Origin of the sequence: Hoeflea sp. TYP-13 (assembly GCF_040932035.1) — a bacterium.
Lineage (GTDB): Bacteria > Pseudomonadota > Alphaproteobacteria > Rhizobiales > Rhizobiaceae > Hoeflea_A.
Genome location: NZ_JBFRBB010000001.1, coordinates 776,496 through 794,608, shown reverse-complemented (window position 1 = coordinate 794,608; position 18,113 = coordinate 776,496). Strand labels below are relative to the sequence as shown.

Below are 18,113 nucleotides of genomic sequence, written 5' to 3'. Positions count from 1 at the left end.
ATTCCTCCGGCGGTCAGGATTTCTGGAACATCTGGAGCATGCGGCGCGTCACCATGAAGCCCCCGACGATGTTGATGGTGGCGATCAACACCGAGACGGCCGCCAGGACGGTCACGACTGGCAAACTGGTCCCCAATTGCAGCAGTGCCCCGAGGATGATGATGCCCGAGATGGCATTCGTCACCGCCATCAGCGGCGTGTGAAGGGCGTGCGCCACACCCCAGATCACCTGGAAGCCGACAAACACCGCCAGCGCGAAGACGATGAAGTGCTGCATGAAGCTGGCGGGCGCATAGAGTCCGATCAGCAGCATCAGCAGGCCGCCGACGACCAGAAGGCCGATCTGCTGGCGCCCGGCCCTCGCCGCCATGGCGGCTTCATCGGACTTGATTTCTTCGGCAGTCTTTTCCGGCGCTTTCGGTTTCTGCGCCGCGATCGCCTGCACTTTCGGCGGTGGCGGCGGGAAGGTGATTTCCCCTTCATGCGTAACGGTCGCACCACGAATGACGTCGTCTTCCATGTCGTGCTTGACGATGCCGTCCTTGCCGGGCGTCAGATCCGCCAGCATGTGGCGGATGTTGGTGGAATAGAGGTCGGACGCCTGCCTGGCCATGCGGCTGGGGAAGTCGGTATAGCCGATGATGGTGACACCGTTGCCGGTGACGATCTTCTCGTCCGCCACCGTGAGCTTGCAGTTGCCACCCTTTTCGGCAGCCAGGTCGATGACGACCGATCCGGGCTTCATCGAGGCGACCATATCCTCGGTCCACAGTTCGGGTGCCTCGCGATTGGGGATCAGAGCCGTGGTTATGACGATGTCTATTCCGGGCGCCAGTTCGCGAAACTTGGCCAGTTGGGCTTCGCGAAACTCCGGCGATGAAACGGAGGCATAGCCCCCTGTTGCCGCACCGTCCTGTTGATCTTCCTCAAAATCAAGATAGACGAATTCGGCACCCATGGATTCGACCTGCTCTGCCACTTCGGGCCGCACATCGAAGGCGTATGTGACGGCGCCCAGCGAAGTCGAAGCGCCAATTGCGGCAAGTCCGGCGACGCCTGCGCCCACGACCAGGACCCTTGCTGGCGGCACCTTGCCGGCCGCTGTGATCTGGCCGGTGAAAAAGCGGCCGAAATTGTTTCCGGCCTCGATCACTGCACGGTAACCGGCGATATTCGCCATCGAGGAAAGCGCGTCCATTTTTTGCGCGCGGCTGATCCTGGGCACCATCTCCATGGCGATCACGGTGGCGTTCTTTGCCCTCGCGCCCTCCAGTCCGGCCGCATTGCCGCCGGGATTGAAGAATGAAATCAGTGTCTGCCCTTTGCGAAGCCGGTTTATCTCGGTTGGATCGGGCTGACGAACCTTCGCAACGATATCCGCTTCCTCCCACAACTCGGTCGCGGAATTCAAAATTTGAACGCCCGCCCCGCGGTAGGCTTCATCGGAGTATCCAGCCGCCTCGCCGGCACCCGTTTCGAGTAGACATTGATGTCCAAGTTTCTGCAGCTGAATAGCTGACTGCGGCGTCATCGCAACCCGGTTCTCGCCGTAAAAAACCTCTCGCGGTGTACCGATTTTCATGATCCATTCTCCCCGGATTGTTCGTCTTTCTGTTCGACCGGCAGCAGGAACGCGAAATCGCAACCCTCGTCGGCCTGGCCGACCTCGCTGGCGTAGAGCCGGTCATATCCGCGCCTGGTTTCAGGCGGCCTGGCCGCCACCACTGTGGCATCGCGCCGACGCTGGAGTTCTTCGTCGTCGACAAGCAAGTCGATGCGTTTTGCTTCGACGGACAGACGGATCCGGTCGCCGGTGCGCACCAGCGACAGGGGGCCGCCGACCGCACTCTCCGGTGTCACATGAAGGACAATCGTTCCGAATGCGGTTCCCGACATGCGCGCATCGGAGATCCTGATCATGTCCTTGACGCCCAAGGCACTGAGTTTTTTCGGAATGGGAAGGTATCCGGCCTCGGGCATGCCGGAATCGCTTTTCGGGCCTGCATTCTGCAGCACCATGACATCGTCCGGCGAGATATCGAGATCCGGATCGTCGATACGGTTCGCCAGATCCTCGAGCGAATCGAAAACGACGGCCCGGCCCTCCTTCTCGAAAAGCCGCTTGTCGGCGGCCGACCGCTTCAAGATAGCTCCGCGGGGTGCAAGATTGCCGAACAGCGCCACCAATCCCCCCTGCGGTTCCAGCGGTTCGTCGGCAGCTGAAATGATGCGGCGGTCCACATAGCCGGGGTCGCATTCGAGCCGGTCACCCAGAGTTTCACCGGTCACCGACACCGTGTCGAGATGCAGCAAGGGTTTAAGCTCGCGCAACACCGCGCCGACACCTCCCGCATGGAAGAAATCCTCCATATAGTCGGAGCCGACGGGTTTGAGATTGACCAGGACCGGTGTTGTGTCGGACAGCTCGTTCAGTTTCTTGAGCGGAACCTTGATGCCCAGCCGCCCTGCGATGGCGGTAAGATGGATGATGGCGTTTGTCGATCCTCCGAGGGCGAGCAGCATCCGAAGCGCATTTTCGACCGACTTTTCAGTCACCACATCACTGGGCCGTATCGGATTGGCGACCATCCGCGCCGCGGCCAGTCCCGAAGCCTCACCGGCACGCAGCCGGTCGGCGTGGACAGCCGGAATGGCGGCCGTTCCGGGCAGCGACATTCCTAGCGTCTCGGCGATGCATGCCATGGTCGACGCGGTACCCATGACGGCACAGGTCCCTGCCGTGGTGGCAAGTCTTCCCTCGATGTCGTTGATCTGCTCGGTGGTTATTTCGCCGGCGCGATACTTGCCCCAGAAGCGGCGGCAATCGGTGCAGGCGCCGAGACGTTCGTCGCCGTAGCGGGACGTCATCATCGGTCCGGCAACCAGTTGAATCGCCGGCAGATCGGCCGAGGCGGCACCCATCAACTGCGCCGGAACCGTCTTGTCGCACCCACCCATCAGCACCACCGCGTCCATTGGCTGGGCGCGGATCATTTCTTCTGTGTCCATCGACATCAGGTTGCGGAATTTGAGACTTGTCGGGCTCAAAAACACCTCGCCCAGCGAGATGGTCGGGAATTCGATCGGTAGTCCGCCGCCCAGCAGAACTCCGCGCTTGACGGCCTCAAGCAGCTCAGGAAAGTGCCGATGGCAGTTATTGAAGCCCGAAAAGCTGTTCGCGATGCCGACGATGGGTTTTTTCAGCACCTCACGCGAATAGCCCATCGAAGAGGCGAAGGAATTGCGCAGGTAAACCGAAAAATCGCGGTCGCCATAATTGGTCAGGCCTCCGGCGAGGCCCGTCGACTTGTCTTCTGCCATTGTGATTACCCCGCCAGCTTTATCTTGACGTATTTCGGGTCGAGGTAGTCATGGATCCCGAAAGAGCCACCTTCCCGCCCCATACCGCTTTCCTTGACGCCGCCGAAGGGTGCCTCGGCGGTGGCCAGCAGCATCTCGTTGACGCCCACCATACCCACCTCAAGGTCCTCATAGGCGCGCGTCGCCACGCTCAAATCGTTGGAGAAAACGTAACCGGCCAAACCGAACGGAAGCGCGTTTGCCCGCTCAATGACATCGTCGTAATCGTCGAACGTGGTGATCGGCGCGATCGGGCCGAACGGCTCTTCGGTCATGACAAGCGCATCGTCCGGCACATCGCCCAATACGGTCGGCTCGACGAAATGCCCCTTGTTGAAACCCGCGGGGGCCTTCCCGCCGGCAAGAAGCCTGGCTCCCCGCGACAATGCATCCTCAGTCATGCGCCTGACCGTCTCAAGCCCCCGGCGGTTAGCCATCGGCCCCACCTGTACGCCCTCATCCAGCCCGCGCCCGATCTTGAGCGACTTTGCGATCTCGGCAAATCTGGAAGAGAACGCGTCGTAGCTGTTGCGGTGTACATAAAAGCGCGTCGGGGAAATGCAGACCTGTCCGCAATTGCGGAATTTGGTTGCCGCACAGACTTCGGCGGCGATCCTGGCATCGAAATCGTCGAATACCAAAACCGGAGCGTGACCGCCGAGTTCCATTGATACTTTCTTCACACCCTGGGCGGCCAGTGAGAGGATCTGCTTGCCGACAGGCACCGATCCCGTGACGCTGACCTTGCGCACAATGGGCGAGCCGATCAGCTGTTCGGCGATCCGGCCGGAACTGCCGGTGACCATGGAAACGACCCCAGCGGGGATGCCCGCGTCATGGCAAGCCTGAATCAGCGCCGCGCAGGACGCCGGCGTCTCGCCGGCGGGCTTGATGACGATTGCGCAGCCCGCCGCCAACGCGGCGGCAATTTTCCGCGCCGGCAGGAGCGCCGGGAAATTCCAGGCCGAAAACGCGGCGACAACCCCAACCGGCTGGTGGATGACGGCCATGCGGCTGTCCTGCGCGCGCGCTTCAATAATCTGACCGTATATGCGCTTGGTTTCCTCGGAATACCACTCGAACTGGTCGGCTGACGCACCGGTTTCGCCCATCGCCTCGGCCAACGGTTTGCCGGTCTCCAAACACATCAATTGTGCAATGTGTTCCTGCCGCTCTCGAATGAGATCGGCCACCCTGCGGATCTTGGCGGCGCGATCCCATGTGCCTGTTTTACGCCAGACCGCAAACCCTTCTTGCGCTGACGCCAGGGCCGCATCGATGTCGCTTTCTGTCGCAACGGCGATGGTGCCGAGCACCTCCTCGGTGGCGGGGTCTGAGACGGCCTTCGTGCCGTTGTCCGATGCAGGGCGCCAATCGCCCCCGATGAATAGATCGAGATCCTGATACATGGTCCGTTTCCCTTAGATGCTTGACGCGAGATAACGCTCCTGTACGTCATCAACCCAGTTGCCCACATTCCACGAACCATAGGCGCCCATACCGGCAACAGGATCCCGGCCGGAATAGACTGGGATGTGCAGGAGCGAGAGTCCTTTATGTGCGTGCGCTACCTCTAGCGCAGATTCAAGTTCTTCGCGGCTGTACCCACCATGCAGAGCCTTGACTCCGGATATGGCGCCGGCCATCGCAACATAGTCCACGGCGACCGCGTCATTGGTTTTGAATTCGTGGCCGTACTGGTCGTACTGAAGGCCGGTAATGGCTGCCATGCGGCGGTTGTCGAACAGGGCGATCATACCGCGCACGCCATGCTCAACAGCATCAATCAGGATCTGCGGGTTCATCATGAAAGAACCGTCGCCTGTGAACGCGATGCCATATTTTGCGTCCGGTACATAAGCATTTCCAAGGAGCGCCGAACCCGCGAACCCCATGAAGGAGGCTCCTGTTTCCGTGAAGGTCTGCCCCGGCACGTCATCCTCGACGATCTGAAAGCCGTTTGCCTGCACGTCGCCGGCATCGAAGAATTTGACCGCGCCGACCCTGCTTGCAAAGGACGATACCGCATGTATGGCCGCCGGTTGCGTCAGAACTGGACGTTGCCACACGGTGTCGCAGAGCGGTTCGGCAAAAAATCGCTCAGCCTTGAAATCCGACCACTCATCCTTCTTGGCTGAACATTCGCGCAACCAGTCTTTCCGTGCGCCGGCACCGGTGGCCTCACCGAGCGCTTCCAGCAGTACCTCGATCACTGCAGTGATGTCTCCGGGCAGGCAGACGGTGTTCGCGTAGTGCGTCAGGTCGGCCAGATCGCCATTGATATTCAGCACGGCCCGTGCATTCGGGTACCCTACGCCCGAGCAATCCGCCTGGCACACCGCACGGCTGCCGATCATGACGACCGCATCGGCATTCTGCATGGCATGATTGCCGCTGATTGAACCCTTCGAGCCGCCCACATGCATGTTCAGTGAATCGGCATCCGCGATCACACCGGTAGAGCCTGGTGACAGCACGACGGGAGCGCCGATCCTGCTTGCCAACTCGCGCACGGCGCGAAAGTGGTTGCGGGTGCCGCCGCCGGCTTTGATAACGATGCGTCGGTGCGTTCGGACGAATTCGACCGCCTCCGCGACGTCGCCGGATCGGGCCGGTGCAACTGCCGGAACTTCATTGCGCGCGGGCAGCGTGGCAATGTTGATCCGCGTGGCCAGAGGCTGCGTATTGATCGGCAGCATCACATAGAAGGGCCCGGCCTTGTATGGATGATGTACACAGGACGTGCCGCGGCGCAGGCACTCGCGCAGCGCACCAGGCGTATGCAGCGTATAGGACTGCCCCATCAACGCCGTCACCTTGCCGAATACACCCTGCTCGGTTTTCGGGACCTGCTGCATATTGTAGCCTTCGCCCTGCGTGGTCTCGTCCCCATAGATGTGATAGACGCCCACGCCGTTCGAAGCGGCCGCAAGCGATCCGGCCATGGCTTGCAATCCTCCCGGTCCGATCGAGGTGACGACGGCAGGCGTTTCGCCATGCATCCAGGCGTATGCCGTGGCCGCATGAGCCATCTCTACCTCATTGCGGCAGTTGATCACCTCAACCGCGCCTTCCTCGCAATAGATGCGAAGCACTTCACCCAGATCCGTCGAGCCGTGGCCGAAGATGGCGTAGTACCGCCGCACACCCTGTTTCAGCATTCCGACGACGAGGGCCTCGGACAGTGTGAGTTCGAGGATTCCGCCGTTTGCGTCGTCGATCAGCGCATCTTCGACGGAATCCGCGGCAAGCCTGGCCGCGCGGGCACGCATGGTCTGTTCCGCCCCGCCGGGCGCCTGGTTTTTGTCAAGCATCGGAAGTCTCTACTTTGTCTCGGGATTTTCTTTTCAGCTTCAATTCACTCGCCGCCTGAAGGCCGATGACCAGCAAGGCCAGGGCGAAGAAGAACAAAGCGGTGGGAGATGTCAGGAAAATATCGGCACTGCCGCCGGAGAGCATCATGGCAGTGCGGAACTCGTTCTCCAGCGTCGGGCCGAGAACCATTCCCAGGATGATCGGCGTGATCGGCACGCGAATGGCCACCAGCACATAGGCCAGCACGCCGATGACCCCCATGGCGTAGATGTCAAAAGCGCTGTTGCGGATGGAATAGGCACCGATCGCGCACAAAACCAGCACGACGACGGCCAGTAGATCCCGCGGGATCTTCAGAACGTGAACGAAGATTCGAATGCCGATCAGTTGCAGCCCGAGAACCCAGACATAGGCGATCACCACCGCCACATACATGCTGTAAACTTCGCCCGCATGGTTCATGAACAGGGCGGGTCCCGGTGTAATTCCGTGGATCATCAGTCCGGCCAGGACGATGGCCGTCGCCGGATCGCCGGGAATGCCAAGCGACAGAAGCGGGATCAGAGTACCGCCGGTCACGGCATTGTTGGCGCTTTCGGGGGCGATCACACCCTCAATATTGCCCTTGCCGAAGGGAGTCTTGGGCTTTTTGGAAAACCGTTTGACGTGGTCATAGGCCAGAAACGCCGCGATCGCTCCGCCGGTGCCGGGAATCGCACCGATGCCCGTCCCCAGGACCGAGCACCGGACCATCAGCCAGAGATTGCGAACCATCATGCGCGGCGACGGCAGTTCGGCGCGGGCGTTGGCAACGCCCTTCGTCTCGTCGCGGGTCGCAGACCGGTCTGAAAAAGCCTCGATGATGAAGGGCACCGCGAACAGGCCTATCATGGCGACAAGTAGGTTGACGCCCTGCAGCAGATTGATGCTGCCGAAGGTCATCCGCGGAACGCCGTCGATCGCGTCGATGCCGATAGTCATGATCATCAGGCCGAGCACGCCGCTGATCAGACCCTTGATCAGTGAATCGCCGCACAGGCCGCAAATGGTCGACATGCCGAACAGCACCAGGGCGAAGATCTCGGCGGGACCGAACCCGATGGCCAGACGCGACACGAGATCCACCGACACGATCATGACGATGAGGCTGAAGATACCGCCGAACACCGATGCGATAACCGCCGTACCGAGCGCGATGGAGGCCTCGCCCCGTTTGGTCATCGGATAGCCGTCGATGACCGTTGCCGCCGCCGACGGCGTGCCGGGAATGCCCAAAAGGATGGCGGAAACCGATCCGCCGGTCATCCCGCCGATATAGGTTCCGAGCAGAAGCCCTATGGCAGGCACCGGATCCATACTGAAGGTGATCGGCAGTGCCAGCGCCAGAGCCACTGTGAAAGTCAGACCCGGTATCGAGCCGAATATGAGGCCGACAAATGCTCCGAGAGCAACTGCGGCGACGGCCGGGGGAGTTAACGCATGGGCGGCAGCTTGCAAGAAAATATCCATGAGTCGCTATCCCAGGTTTACCCAGATGCCATTGGCCAGATGGATGCCGAGAACTTTTTCAAAGATCAGCCAGCACCCGACCGTCAGGCCAAGCGACATGCCGAGGAGTTTCGGGACGGAGCGCACCCGCAGGCTGAGGAACATGGCGAGCAGCACGATGGCCGGCGTCGCCAGGAGGAACCCCATCTTTTCGAGCAGATAGCCGTAAAGCGCGATTTCTCCGAGAACCGTCAGGGCCGTCAACCAGCTTGGTCTGTCGACCGCCGGTGTCTCCGCATCGACCGCCGCGTCCCCATTCGGATCGGCGTTTCTGCGAAGAATCAGCCGCAGCAGGAACAGGACCGTCAGCGCCAGCAGGATGACCCCGAAGGACAGGGGAAAGGCGCGGGGCCCGATCTCCCCGTCACCGAAACCCGGGGGAATGGTGTCGATGACCAACCAGATCCAGCATCCCGCAAGAACCAGGAGCGAAACACCCAGCACCGTTTCCTGAATACGACTGGTCATCTCCACCTCCACCGTCCGTTACTTGGCCATGCCAAGTTGCTGAAGGAGCGCGCCGTAGAACGCGTCGTCCGTTTCGATGACCTCGCCGAAACCGGCGCTGGTCAGATACGCGGGCGAGAATCCGATATTGGAGGCGGCATCCTTGAACTGGTCGCTGGCGACCGCGGCTTCGGCGGCGGCCTGCAGCTTGGCAACCACATCGTCGGGCGTGCCGGCGGGAGCGGCCAGACCGCGCCACATCGAGATGTTGACGTCCACTCCCTGTTCCCGCGCGGTGGGCACGTCCGGCAGGATTGCAACGCGCTCCGCGCCGGTGACGGCCAATACGTTCAGATCACCGGCCTCGACAAAGGAAGCGAACTGTCCCGGCCACTGGATGGCGGCGTCAATGCGACCGGCCAGCAGTTCAACCGGCGCCTTGCCTTTTCCGTACGAGATGTATGCCACCTTGTCGCCGATCCCCATCGCATCGAAGAGTGCCGCCGAAGTCAGGTGGGTAAAGGAACCCTTGCCGGATATGCCGACTTTCAACTTTCCGCCGGATGCCTTGGTTGCCTCGACCAGGTCGCCGAGATTTTTCCACCCGGTCGAGCTGTTGACCGCAAGCGCCGGAATCTCGGTGGAGACCCGGGCGATCGGCTTGAACGCGGTGTGGTCGAAAGGTACGCGGCCGGTGTGGTGCGTCGTGCTGATGGAATTGGAGTTCCAGACGATGTTGTAACCGTCCGGCGCCGTGGCCACGACGTAGGAGTAGCCGACAGCCCCGCCGCCGCCGGTGCGGCTGACCGGAACGACCGGTTGGCCCAGCGCATCCGACATCAGTTCTGACAGCAACTGTGCGATCGTGTTCGCGGTGCCACCGAACAGCACCGTCATCTCGACCGGCTTTTCGGGATATTCTGCCTGCGCAGCACCGCCGAATGCGATGCATGCCGCGGACAAAATGGCCGTCATGCCAACGCGGGCTTTTCCAGTAAACTTCATGTTTTCCTCCCATGCTTGGCCGTTGAAACAGCCGTTTTGACCCGGAATCATCCGGTACGCGAATGAGTCCTCCTGACAGCATTCGCGCGCTCTTCCCTCGCAGACTGGGCGATCAGTTCCCGTCCGGGAACGTGGTCACGCAAAGCCTGGAGGATTTTTTCCGGAGTGGCCGGCAGCGATTTGATCCGTACTCCGATTGCATCGTAGATCGCATTCATGATTGCCGGTGCGGTCGGCACCAGGGCCGGCTCTCCAATACCCTTGGCCTGAAGCGGACTAAGAGGGTCCGGATCTTCGACAATCGTGCTGTTGATCTGCGGAATATCGAGCGAGGTCGGCAGGATGTACTTAGCGAAACCGTGAGTAACCGCATGACCCTTGTCCGTCTGGTAATCCTCCATCAGCGCCTGACCGAGTCCCTGGACGACGCCGCCCTCGATCTGCCCTTCCACGCCGCGCGGGTTGATTGCCCGCCCGACATCGTGGGCCGCCCAGATCCCGAGCACCTGTACCTCGCCGGTCCAGGTATCGACTTCCACCTCGGCGACTTGGGTGCCGAATACATAGGCCTGCCAAGGGCTGCCGGATCCGTCGACCGGATCGAGACCGGTTCCGTGAGCGGTAAACGAAGCCGATCCGACAGGCACAACGCCGCGCGCCTTGCAGGTCGCAACCGCGTCGGACATCGACATGCGCAGGTTTGTATCGGCCACGCGGACGACACCGTCGAAGGCGTGCAGCAATTCGACCGGCACCTCCCAGTGGTCGGCGATTTCCTCGAACAGGACCGTACGGGCCTCACGCGCGGCCAGGGCCACGGAGTTGCCGATCATGTAGGTCTGGCGGGTGGCGCCGGCATGCGCCGCCTCGGGCGACCGGGCCGTGTCGTTGTCACCGATGGTCACGTCCTGCGGCCGGATGCCCATTTCATCGGCGGCCACCTGTGCCAGCAGCGTCAGGATGCCCTCTCCGATCTCGGTTACACCGGTCACCACTTTGCCGGTTCCGCCATCATCCAGCTCCGCCCAGGCGCCGGCCCGGTCGATGGTCGCGGTTCGGGCTATTCCGTACCAGCTTGCCGCCATGCCGCGGCCGTGTTTCATCCTGGTCATCACGCAACCCTTTCGACTTTCGATTTCGAAGTGCCTGGTTTCACAATCCGCGCGCCCAGCGTGCAGGGCTTGCGTGTATCGGGACCGCCGAGGTCGCCGCGCGCATCGCCGCGGACCTTGGGCGCGCCCTTTTCCCAGCGCGAGGCTTCCTCGGCCGCGTCCAGCACCCGGTCGAGCGACGCAGTGTCGAGCTTCTGCCGCGTATGGGTTCGCGAGCCGATCTTCATCATGTTGATGCGGCGAATCTCGAACGGGTCCATGTCCAAGGCCTCGGCGGCCATGTCCATCATGCTTTCGGTGGCGAACTGGGCCTGCATGCCGCCGAATGTGCGGAAGGCGCCGGACGGCGTGTTGTTGGTATAGACGGCCGTCGTATCCACTTTGAGGTTGTGCACCTCGTAGGGGCCGCAGGACAGGATCGCCGCCTTGCGCATGACGCCTTCGCTCGACATGCCGTAGGCGCCGCCGTCTGAGAGCATGCTGAATTCGATCGCGGTGATATGACCGCTCCATTTCAGCCCCATTTTGTAGTGGACGCGCGAGGGGTGGCGCTTGGCCGAGGCGATGAGGCTTTCCTCGCGGGTGAAGTTCAGTTGCACCGGCCGGTGCGTCTGCATTGCCGCGAGCGCAAGCATGCCCTGATAGATCATGTCCTCCTTGCCGCCGAAGCCGCCACCAACCGGGCTCATGATGAAGCGCACCTTGTTGATCGGTCGGTCGATGATCTCGGCCAACATGTGGCGGTGATGGGTGATGTTCTGTGACGGCGAGACCACAACCACCACATCGTCGGGGTCGACATAGGCAATGCCCGCTTCCGGCTCGAGATAGGCATGCTCGACTTGCTGGGTGGAGAAATGGTCTTCGAGAATGAGGTCCGCTTCGGCAAATCCCGCCTCGACATCGCCCTTTCGAACCGGAATATGTTTGACAATATTGTCCGCAGCGTAGTCGTGAATCACAGGCGCGCCCGGCTCCAGAGCGTCTTCAGGATCGAACAGTCCGGGAAGCTCCTCATATTCGACCTTGATCCTCGACAGCGCCCGGCGGGCGGCCACCAGGTCCTCCGCCGCAACGGCAGCGACGGCCTCGCCCACATGACGCACCTTTCCGCGAGCCATGATCGGCTGATCGTGAACGAAGACACCGAACCCGTCCTTGCCCGGAACGTCGTCGGCGGTAATCACGCAGGCGACCCCGTCCATGGCTTCTGCCTCGCTCGTATCGATCGAGACGATGCGGGCATGGGCATGCGGCGATCGCAGAACCTGCATCTGCAGCATGTCGGGCATCTTCATGTCGGCAGCGTATTTCAACCGGCCGGACACCTTCGACGGCGCGTCGAGGCGGCGCACATTTGCGCCGATGTAGCTTTCCTCGACGGCCTCGTCCTCATCCAGCACGGTCGCCGGCGTCTCGCCCGCGGTCACCGCCCGGGCGATCTCCACAGCCTCGAAGATCTTGGTGTAGCCGGTGCACCGGCAGATATTGCCGCCGAGGCGCTCCTTGATCTCCTCGATCCCGGCATCAGGATTCTGGCGCAGCGCCGCCGTCGCCGCCATGACCATGCCAGGGATGCAGTATCCGCACTGACTGGCGCCGGTCTTGTGGAAGGCCTTCTGCACCGGCGTCAGGTCTCCCGGCCGGGCAAGCCCTTCGATCGTCTCGATGCTTGTTCCGGATGCCTTGGCAACCGGCATCAAACAGGATTTCACCAGCTTGCCGTCGACAAAGACCGAACAGGTGCCGCATTCCCCGGCGCCGCATCCTTCCTTGGTCCCGGTCAGGTTCAAATCGTCCCGCAGAAAATCCAGCAAACGCTTGTGGACATCAGTTTCCTGAGAGACCTGGCGGCCGTTTACGTCAACATCAATCTTGACCTTAGACATGCGCGCGCTCCTTTGTGCCATTGAGTTTCACGTCCACGCCCGGCTGGTTGGTCAATGCTTCCTCGATCGCCGCCCGTACAAAATTGACCACGACCTCCCGGCGATATTCCTGTCGGCTGCGGGAAGCGACCGCATCAACGGCGGTACGGGCAACCCGGTCGATCAGCGCGCGGGATATGGGTTCGCCGCGCATGGCTTTTTCTGCCTGGCGCAAGCGGATGGGACGCGGGCCTACGCCTCCCAGCGCAAGCCGCACATCTTCGAATACGCGCCCGTCGCGATCGGCTTTGATCAGCACTGCACAACAGGCCACCGAGATAACCAGCGAGCGACGCAGGCCGACCTTCTGAAACGATCCGCCGTAGCCTGACGCGGTATCCAGGATTACCGCCGTCGCGATTTCGTCATCCGCAATGCGGGTACGTCCCGGACCTTCGATGAAATCTTCAACCGCGACGCAGCGCCGAACGATTTCGCCGTTTTCCTGTCTTGCCAATTCGATCTCGCCGTTGAGGGCGACAACCGGGGGCGTACCGTCGGCAACGGGAGAGGCGTTGATAAGATTTCCCGCCAGCGAAGCCTGCTCGCGGATCTGGTCGTCCGCGAACCAGATGGCGCAATAGGGCATGCAAGGCAGGCTGCGAATGAGGGCGCTGTCGGTCAGAAAGTCCTGATAAACGGTATTCGCCCCCAGCCGCACGCGTCCGTTTTCGAACGAATAGCCTTGCAGATCCGGAATCCGGGTCACGTCCACGAGCGCCGGCACGTGCACATCGCCGGCCCGGCCTTCGCGGGCCCAGGGCAACAGGTCGGTCGCGCCCGAGACGAGCCGGCTACCCTGCGGCGCACTGGCCCAGATGTCCAATGCCTCGGTCAGGCTTGTCGGCATATGGTAAGCGTCGCAGGTCAGCATGGTTCACGTCCTCCGTCCGGCCTACTCGGCTGCTACCTGGCTGGCAGCGGCGGTCTGGTTCCTGACCACCACCTTGATCGCGTCCTCGACCCTGTCCTTGGCGTAACGCAGTGCCTCCTCGAGGTCGCTCATTTCGAAGGTGTGGGTATGGATCAGGGTCGCGTCGAACCGCTTCTGGCGCATGAAGGCCTCGGCCCGGTGGGTCGCCGTCTTGCCCTCGCCGCGGATGCCGTAGAGATAGATGTTGTTGCGCACCAGATGGGCGACATCGACTTCCGGGCTGCTGCCGGGGAAGGCGGCGAGGCAGATCTTGCCGCCCCTGTTGACCATCAGCGCCGCTTCGTTCAGCGCGTTCGGCGCACCGGAGCACTCGACCACATAGTCGACGCCCTTGCCGCCATTCAACTCATGCACCTTCTCCAGAACGTTCTCGTTGCGAACGTTGATCACGTGATCCGCACCCAGTTTTTTGCCGATTTCCAGGCGATTGTCGCGGGTCCCGGTCAGGATCACCGGCTGCGCACCGAGGGCCTTGGCCACGGCTGCACCAAGCAGGCCGATGGGCCCCGGACCGGTCACCACCACGCTCTCGCCGGCGACGAGGCCGCCAAGTTCGGTCAGGCCGTACATCGCCGTTCCGGCGGTCACGACAAGCGTCGCTTCCTCGTCGGTCATGGAGTCATCGACATGCACGAGCGTGTTGATGTTGTTGACGGCGTATTCGGCAAAACCGCCGTCGGTGGTGAAGCCGTTGGCGCGGTGACCTTTGTCCACGGCGCCGTAGTTCTTTCCGTAATTGTGGCACGATGTGTACATGCCCTCGCGACAGCGCTTGCACTGGCCGCAACCGGCGTGAATTTCGACGGTCACGCGTTCGCCGATTTCGTATTCGTCGACACCCGGTCCGAGCGCGACGACCGTTCCCATATACTCGTGGCCCGGCGTGAAGTTCTTGTTGAACGGATCGCCGCCATGGATCTGTGCCGGCGGACCGTGATGGATGATTTCAAGGTCGGTGGCGCAGATCGCGACCGCGTCGATGCGAACGAGAACTTCGGCCTTCTTCGGCGCCGGCACCGGCTTTTCGGTGAGGATCATCTCTCCGGGATTGCCGAGAACCCACGCTTTCATGGATTCCGGGACGGGATGGTCCGCACTTACAGTCACATTATCCGGCATTGCCATTTCAGTACTCCTGAGTCTCTGGGATTGGTGCCCGTCAGGGCTTGGTGTTTCGCAGCCGCTTGGAAAACTCCTGGGCGGCCCGAATGACGGAACGCGACAGCTCCTTGCGGTATTCGGGCGTTGCCTCGCTCGCAGGAAGCGTCACCGAAATCGATGCAACCACGGCGCCGCTGCTCTCGCGTAGCGCCGAACCGATGCAGACGATTCCGTTCTTGAGCTCTTCGTCATCGACGGCGAAGCCGTTTCGACGCACGAGCCTCAACTGCTCGATCAGCCCGGAAAGACTGGTGATCGTTTTGTCGGTGTAACCAGTGAGACCGTTTGCCGCGACGACCCGCGCCAGTTCCGCATCGGGAAGCCATGCCAGGATCGCCTTCCCGGTCGCGGTGGCATGCGGGGCCGCCATCTTGATGATCTCGTCGGGCTCCTCGACCTGATTGTCGGGCTGGGTGCAGCTCAATTTGGTCAACAGTGACGTGTCGCTGAGAACCGCCAGTTGCACGCTGCGGCCGAACTGCTCGCTGAGCGCCTCGATGTCGGCTTTCAGGACCTCCGCCAGATCCGCCTGGCGACCGGCGAGATCCGCGAGCTCGTGAAGCTTCCGCCCGAGGGCGTAACCGCGGTTGCGTCCCAGGTGAACGATGTAGCCGCGGCCGACCAGGGTCGAAATCAGGTGGTGGCAGGTCGACTGGTTGAGCCCTGCCCGTATCGCCAGCTCGTTCAGCGGCAGCGCATCGCCCTCGGCAGCCAGCACTTCCAGGATCGTCAGCGCACGACTGACCGACTGAATTTGCTTAACACCGGCAGAGCCGAATTCTGAACTGACGGCGTCGCCCGCGGTGTCGAGCCGCTTGGCTGTTTTCAGATGCCTTTTTGAATCAATTGTCGCTGACACTTGGATGTTCTCCCTGCTCACTTAATCTCACATTAGCTACAATATGTCAAATTAATCCGACAATGTCACTTTTAATTTCATATCGTCGGAATTACTAGTAATTTTAGAGTGAAACCAGTCCGGCTCCCTCGATCCTCACCCGCTGAATTGGTCCGCGGTTGTGATCAGGAAAACAGAGGATCCGAATGGCAACGAAACGATAAAAACCCTAGGGCAATGCCGCGAAGCTGCTGCAGGCAGGGATGGTTGTCGGACGGTGAGTGTGCGGATAGATGCGCACCGCGCGGTTCGTATCACCGAGCAGACCCACTACCGATGTCACGAGCAATACGACAGCAAGGGAACGGTCAATTGAAGGAACACGAACGTCGTCAAACAAAAAAGAAACTTTTGGGATAGCCGATTCCGATCTTACAGTGCCCCCGTGCGGATTTTCTGAGCGCGCCCAGTTGAGATGCAGGATAGCCTCATCCACTTTCCGCATGAGCTATCGGTCAAGGCGGGTGAACCGGCCAGCCTTAATCCAGGCCCGGGGCTTCTGGTCGGGTTCGGCCGGCGTTTCAGAGCCGAGTTCAAGAGTGACAAGATCGCGTGCCCGTTCCCGAAACCCATGTATCACGTAGCCCTGTGCGATGACCAGGTCCTGCCCGAGGTCGTCCTTGCCGCGGATAACAATGTGGGTGTAACGGCTTTTCGGCGCCTCGCCATGGCTCCGCGCGTTCGTCGCTAAATACGCCAAATCGTTGGTGTTTTTGGTGCTGCGCACCAGCGCTCCAGCCCTTCGAGCACAGCTCTCAGGGCGCTCGTCGCTCGAAAAGGTCCACTGGACCTTTTCGTTGAAGCGCTGCGCTCTTCAACCGCTCCTCACTCCCACTCGATGGTGCCGGGGGGCTTGGAGGTGACGTCGTAGACGACGCGGTTGATGCCGCGGACTTCGTTGATGATGCGGGTGGCGGCGCGGCCGAGGAATTCCATGTCGTAGTGGTAGAAATCGGCCGTCATGCCATCGACGGAGGTGACGGCGCGCAGTGCACAGACATATTCATAGGTGCGGCCGTCGCCCATAACGCCGACGGTCTGCACGGGAAGCAAAACGGCAAAGGCCTGCCAGATCGTGTCGTAAAGACCGGCGCTGCGGATCTCGTCGAGATAGATGGCATCGGCCTCACGCAGGATTTCGAGCTTTTCGCGAGTAACGCCGCCCGGGCAGCGTATGGCAAGTCCGGGACCCGGAAACGGATGGCGCCCGATGAAGCTGTCGGGCAGGCCGAGTTCGCGACCAAGCGCCCTCACCTCGTCCTTGAAGAGCTCACGCAGCGGCTCGACGAGCTGCATGTTCATGCGCTCCGGCAGGCCGCCGACATTGTGGTGCGATTTGATGGTGACGGAGGGGCCGCCGGTAAACGAGACGCTTTCGATGACATCCGGATAAAGCGTGCCCTGGGCAAGAAAATCAGCGCCGCCGAGCTTTTTGGCCTCGGCCTCGAAGACATCGATGAACAGCCTGCCGATGGTCTTGCGCTTGACCTCCGGATCGCTCTCGCCCTCCAACGCATCAATGAAGGTGTCGGAAGCATCGACCAGGGTTAGCGGAATATTGTAATGCTCGCGGAACATGGCCATCACGTCCGCCGCCTCGTTCTTGCGCATCAGGCCGTGGTCAACAAGGATACAATTGAGCTGGTCGCCGATGGCCTCGTGAATCAGCAGTGCCGCAACAGAAGAATCAACGCCGCCGGAAAGAGCGCAGATCACCTTCTTGTCGCCGACCTGTTCGCGGATTGCCGCAACTGCCTGCTCGCGGTAAGCGGCCATCGACCAGTCCCCTTCAAGACCGGCGATCTTGTGAACAAAATTGCTGATCAGCCGGGCGCCATCGGGCGTGTGGATGACTTCCGGATGAAACATCATACCGTAGGTCTTGCGCTCGATATTGCCAAAGACGGCATAGGGTGCGCCTTCGGAGCGTCCGAGAATCTCAAAACCGGGCGGCAGGTCGATGACCCGGTCGCCGTGGCTCATCCAGACCTGGTGGCGCTGGCCTTGCGTCCATACGCCTTCGAACAGCGGGCAATCCTTCAGGACCTCAACATAGGCGCGACCGAATTCGCGGTGATCGGACGATTCGGCCTTGCCGCCCATCTGCACGCACATCGTCATCTGACCATAGCAGATGCCCAGCACCGGGACGCCGGCATCGAAGATGGCCTGGGGCGCGCGGGGCGATCCGACATCGGCCGTCGAGGCGGGCCCGCCGGACAGGATGACCGCCTTGGGCTGCATACGCTCGAAACCGGCTTGTGCAGACTGGAACGGAACGATTTCGCAATAGACACCGGCTTCGCGCACGCGGCGGGCGATGAGCTGCGTGACCTGCGAGCCGAAATCGATAATGAGGATGGAGTCGGGATGGGCTGAGCTGTTCATGGCAAGGCTTTAGTTAA

The 18,113-nt window shown here is 61.4% G+C and carries 14 protein-coding genes; 1 reads left to right on the top strand and 13 read right to left on the bottom strand.

Translation table 11 applies throughout. The features are described 5' to 3' along the window. Positions 1–13: 13 nt before the first annotated feature. From ABVT35_RS03660 to ABVT35_RS03605, 12 genes are read right to left on the bottom strand one after another with little or no spacing between them, the layout of a single operon-like run. Positions 14–1,582, bottom strand: coding sequence for a Re/Si-specific NAD(P)(+) transhydrogenase subunit alpha (locus ABVT35_RS03660; RefSeq protein ID WP_368464919.1), 1,569 nt, complete (start codon positions 1,580–1,582; stop codon positions 14–16). Continuing rightward, positions 1,579–3,321: an IlvD/Edd family dehydratase gene (locus ABVT35_RS03655; protein ID WP_368464918.1), complete on the bottom strand. Its 1,743-nt coding sequence runs from the start codon at positions 3,319–3,321 to the stop codon at positions 1,579–1,581. Before ABVT35_RS03655 ends, ABVT35_RS03660 begins: the two co-directional genes overlap by 4 nt. 5 nt (positions 3,322–3,326) lie before the next feature. Continuing rightward, complete coding sequence (locus ABVT35_RS03650; protein ID WP_368464917.1) at positions 3,327–4,769, bottom strand: NAD-dependent succinate-semialdehyde dehydrogenase; 1,443 nt, start codon at positions 4,767–4,769, stop codon at positions 3,327–3,329. Positions 4,770–4,781: 12 nt separating this feature from the next. Next, positions 4,782–6,674: a thiamine pyrophosphate-dependent enzyme gene (locus tag ABVT35_RS03645; protein WP_368464916.1), complete on the bottom strand. Its 1,893-nt coding sequence runs from the start codon at positions 6,672–6,674 to the stop codon at positions 4,782–4,784. Further along, entirely contained in the window at positions 6,667–8,184 is a 1,518-nt protein-coding gene (locus ABVT35_RS03640; protein ID WP_368464915.1) for a tripartite tricarboxylate transporter permease, read from the bottom strand. The genes ABVT35_RS03645 and ABVT35_RS03640 overlap by 8 nt, the downstream gene beginning before the upstream one ends. 6 nt (positions 8,185–8,190) lie before the next feature. After that, entirely contained in the window at positions 8,191–8,691 is a 501-nt protein-coding gene (locus ABVT35_RS03635; RefSeq protein ID WP_368464914.1) for a tripartite tricarboxylate transporter TctB family protein, read from the bottom strand. Positions 8,692–8,709: 18 nt separating this feature from the next. After that, on the bottom strand, positions 8,710–9,675 hold the full coding sequence (locus ABVT35_RS03630) for a Bug family tripartite tricarboxylate transporter substrate binding protein (protein ID WP_368464913.1): 966 nt from the start codon (positions 9,673–9,675) through the stop codon (positions 8,710–8,712). A 47-nt stretch (positions 9,676–9,722) separates the two neighbouring features. Further along, positions 9,723–10,787 (bottom strand): xanthine dehydrogenase family protein molybdopterin-binding subunit, encoded by a 1,065-nt coding sequence (locus ABVT35_RS03625; protein ID WP_368464912.1) that lies wholly within the window; start codon positions 10,785–10,787, stop codon positions 9,723–9,725. Continuing rightward, positions 10,787–12,676: a molybdopterin cofactor-binding domain-containing protein gene (locus tag ABVT35_RS03620; protein WP_368464911.1), complete on the bottom strand. Its 1,890-nt coding sequence runs from the start codon at positions 12,674–12,676 to the stop codon at positions 10,787–10,789. Before ABVT35_RS03620 ends, ABVT35_RS03625 begins: the two co-directional genes overlap by 1 nt. Then, a complete protein-coding gene (locus tag ABVT35_RS03615) occupies positions 12,669–13,589 on the bottom strand; it encodes a xanthine dehydrogenase family protein subunit M (RefSeq protein WP_368464910.1) in 921 nt (306 codons plus the stop codon). Before ABVT35_RS03615 ends, ABVT35_RS03620 begins: the two co-directional genes overlap by 8 nt. A gap of 21 nt (positions 13,590–13,610) precedes the next feature. After that, positions 13,611–14,774 (bottom strand): zinc-binding dehydrogenase, encoded by a 1,164-nt coding sequence (locus ABVT35_RS03610; protein WP_368464909.1) that lies wholly within the window; start codon positions 14,772–14,774, stop codon positions 13,611–13,613. Between the two features lie 34 nt (positions 14,775–14,808). Then, the gene (locus ABVT35_RS03605) at positions 14,809–15,669 is read right to left on the bottom strand and encodes an IclR family transcriptional regulator (protein ID WP_368464908.1); all 861 of its coding nucleotides are present in this window, start codon (positions 15,667–15,669) and stop codon (positions 14,809–14,811) included. Between the two features lie 454 nt (positions 15,670–16,123). On the opposite strand from ABVT35_RS03605, the gene ABVT35_RS03600 reads away from it, so the two are divergent. Continuing rightward, complete coding sequence (locus ABVT35_RS03600) at positions 16,124–16,399, top strand: hypothetical protein (RefSeq protein WP_368464907.1); 276 nt, start codon at positions 16,124–16,126, stop codon at positions 16,397–16,399. 134 nt (positions 16,400–16,533) lie between these two features. On the opposite strand, the gene guaA is transcribed toward ABVT35_RS03600, so the two are convergent. Further along, a complete protein-coding gene (gene guaA / locus ABVT35_RS03595; RefSeq protein WP_368464906.1) occupies positions 16,534–18,096 on the bottom strand; it encodes a glutamine-hydrolyzing GMP synthase in 1,563 nt (520 codons plus the stop codon). Positions 18,097–18,113: the final 17 nt, after the last annotated feature.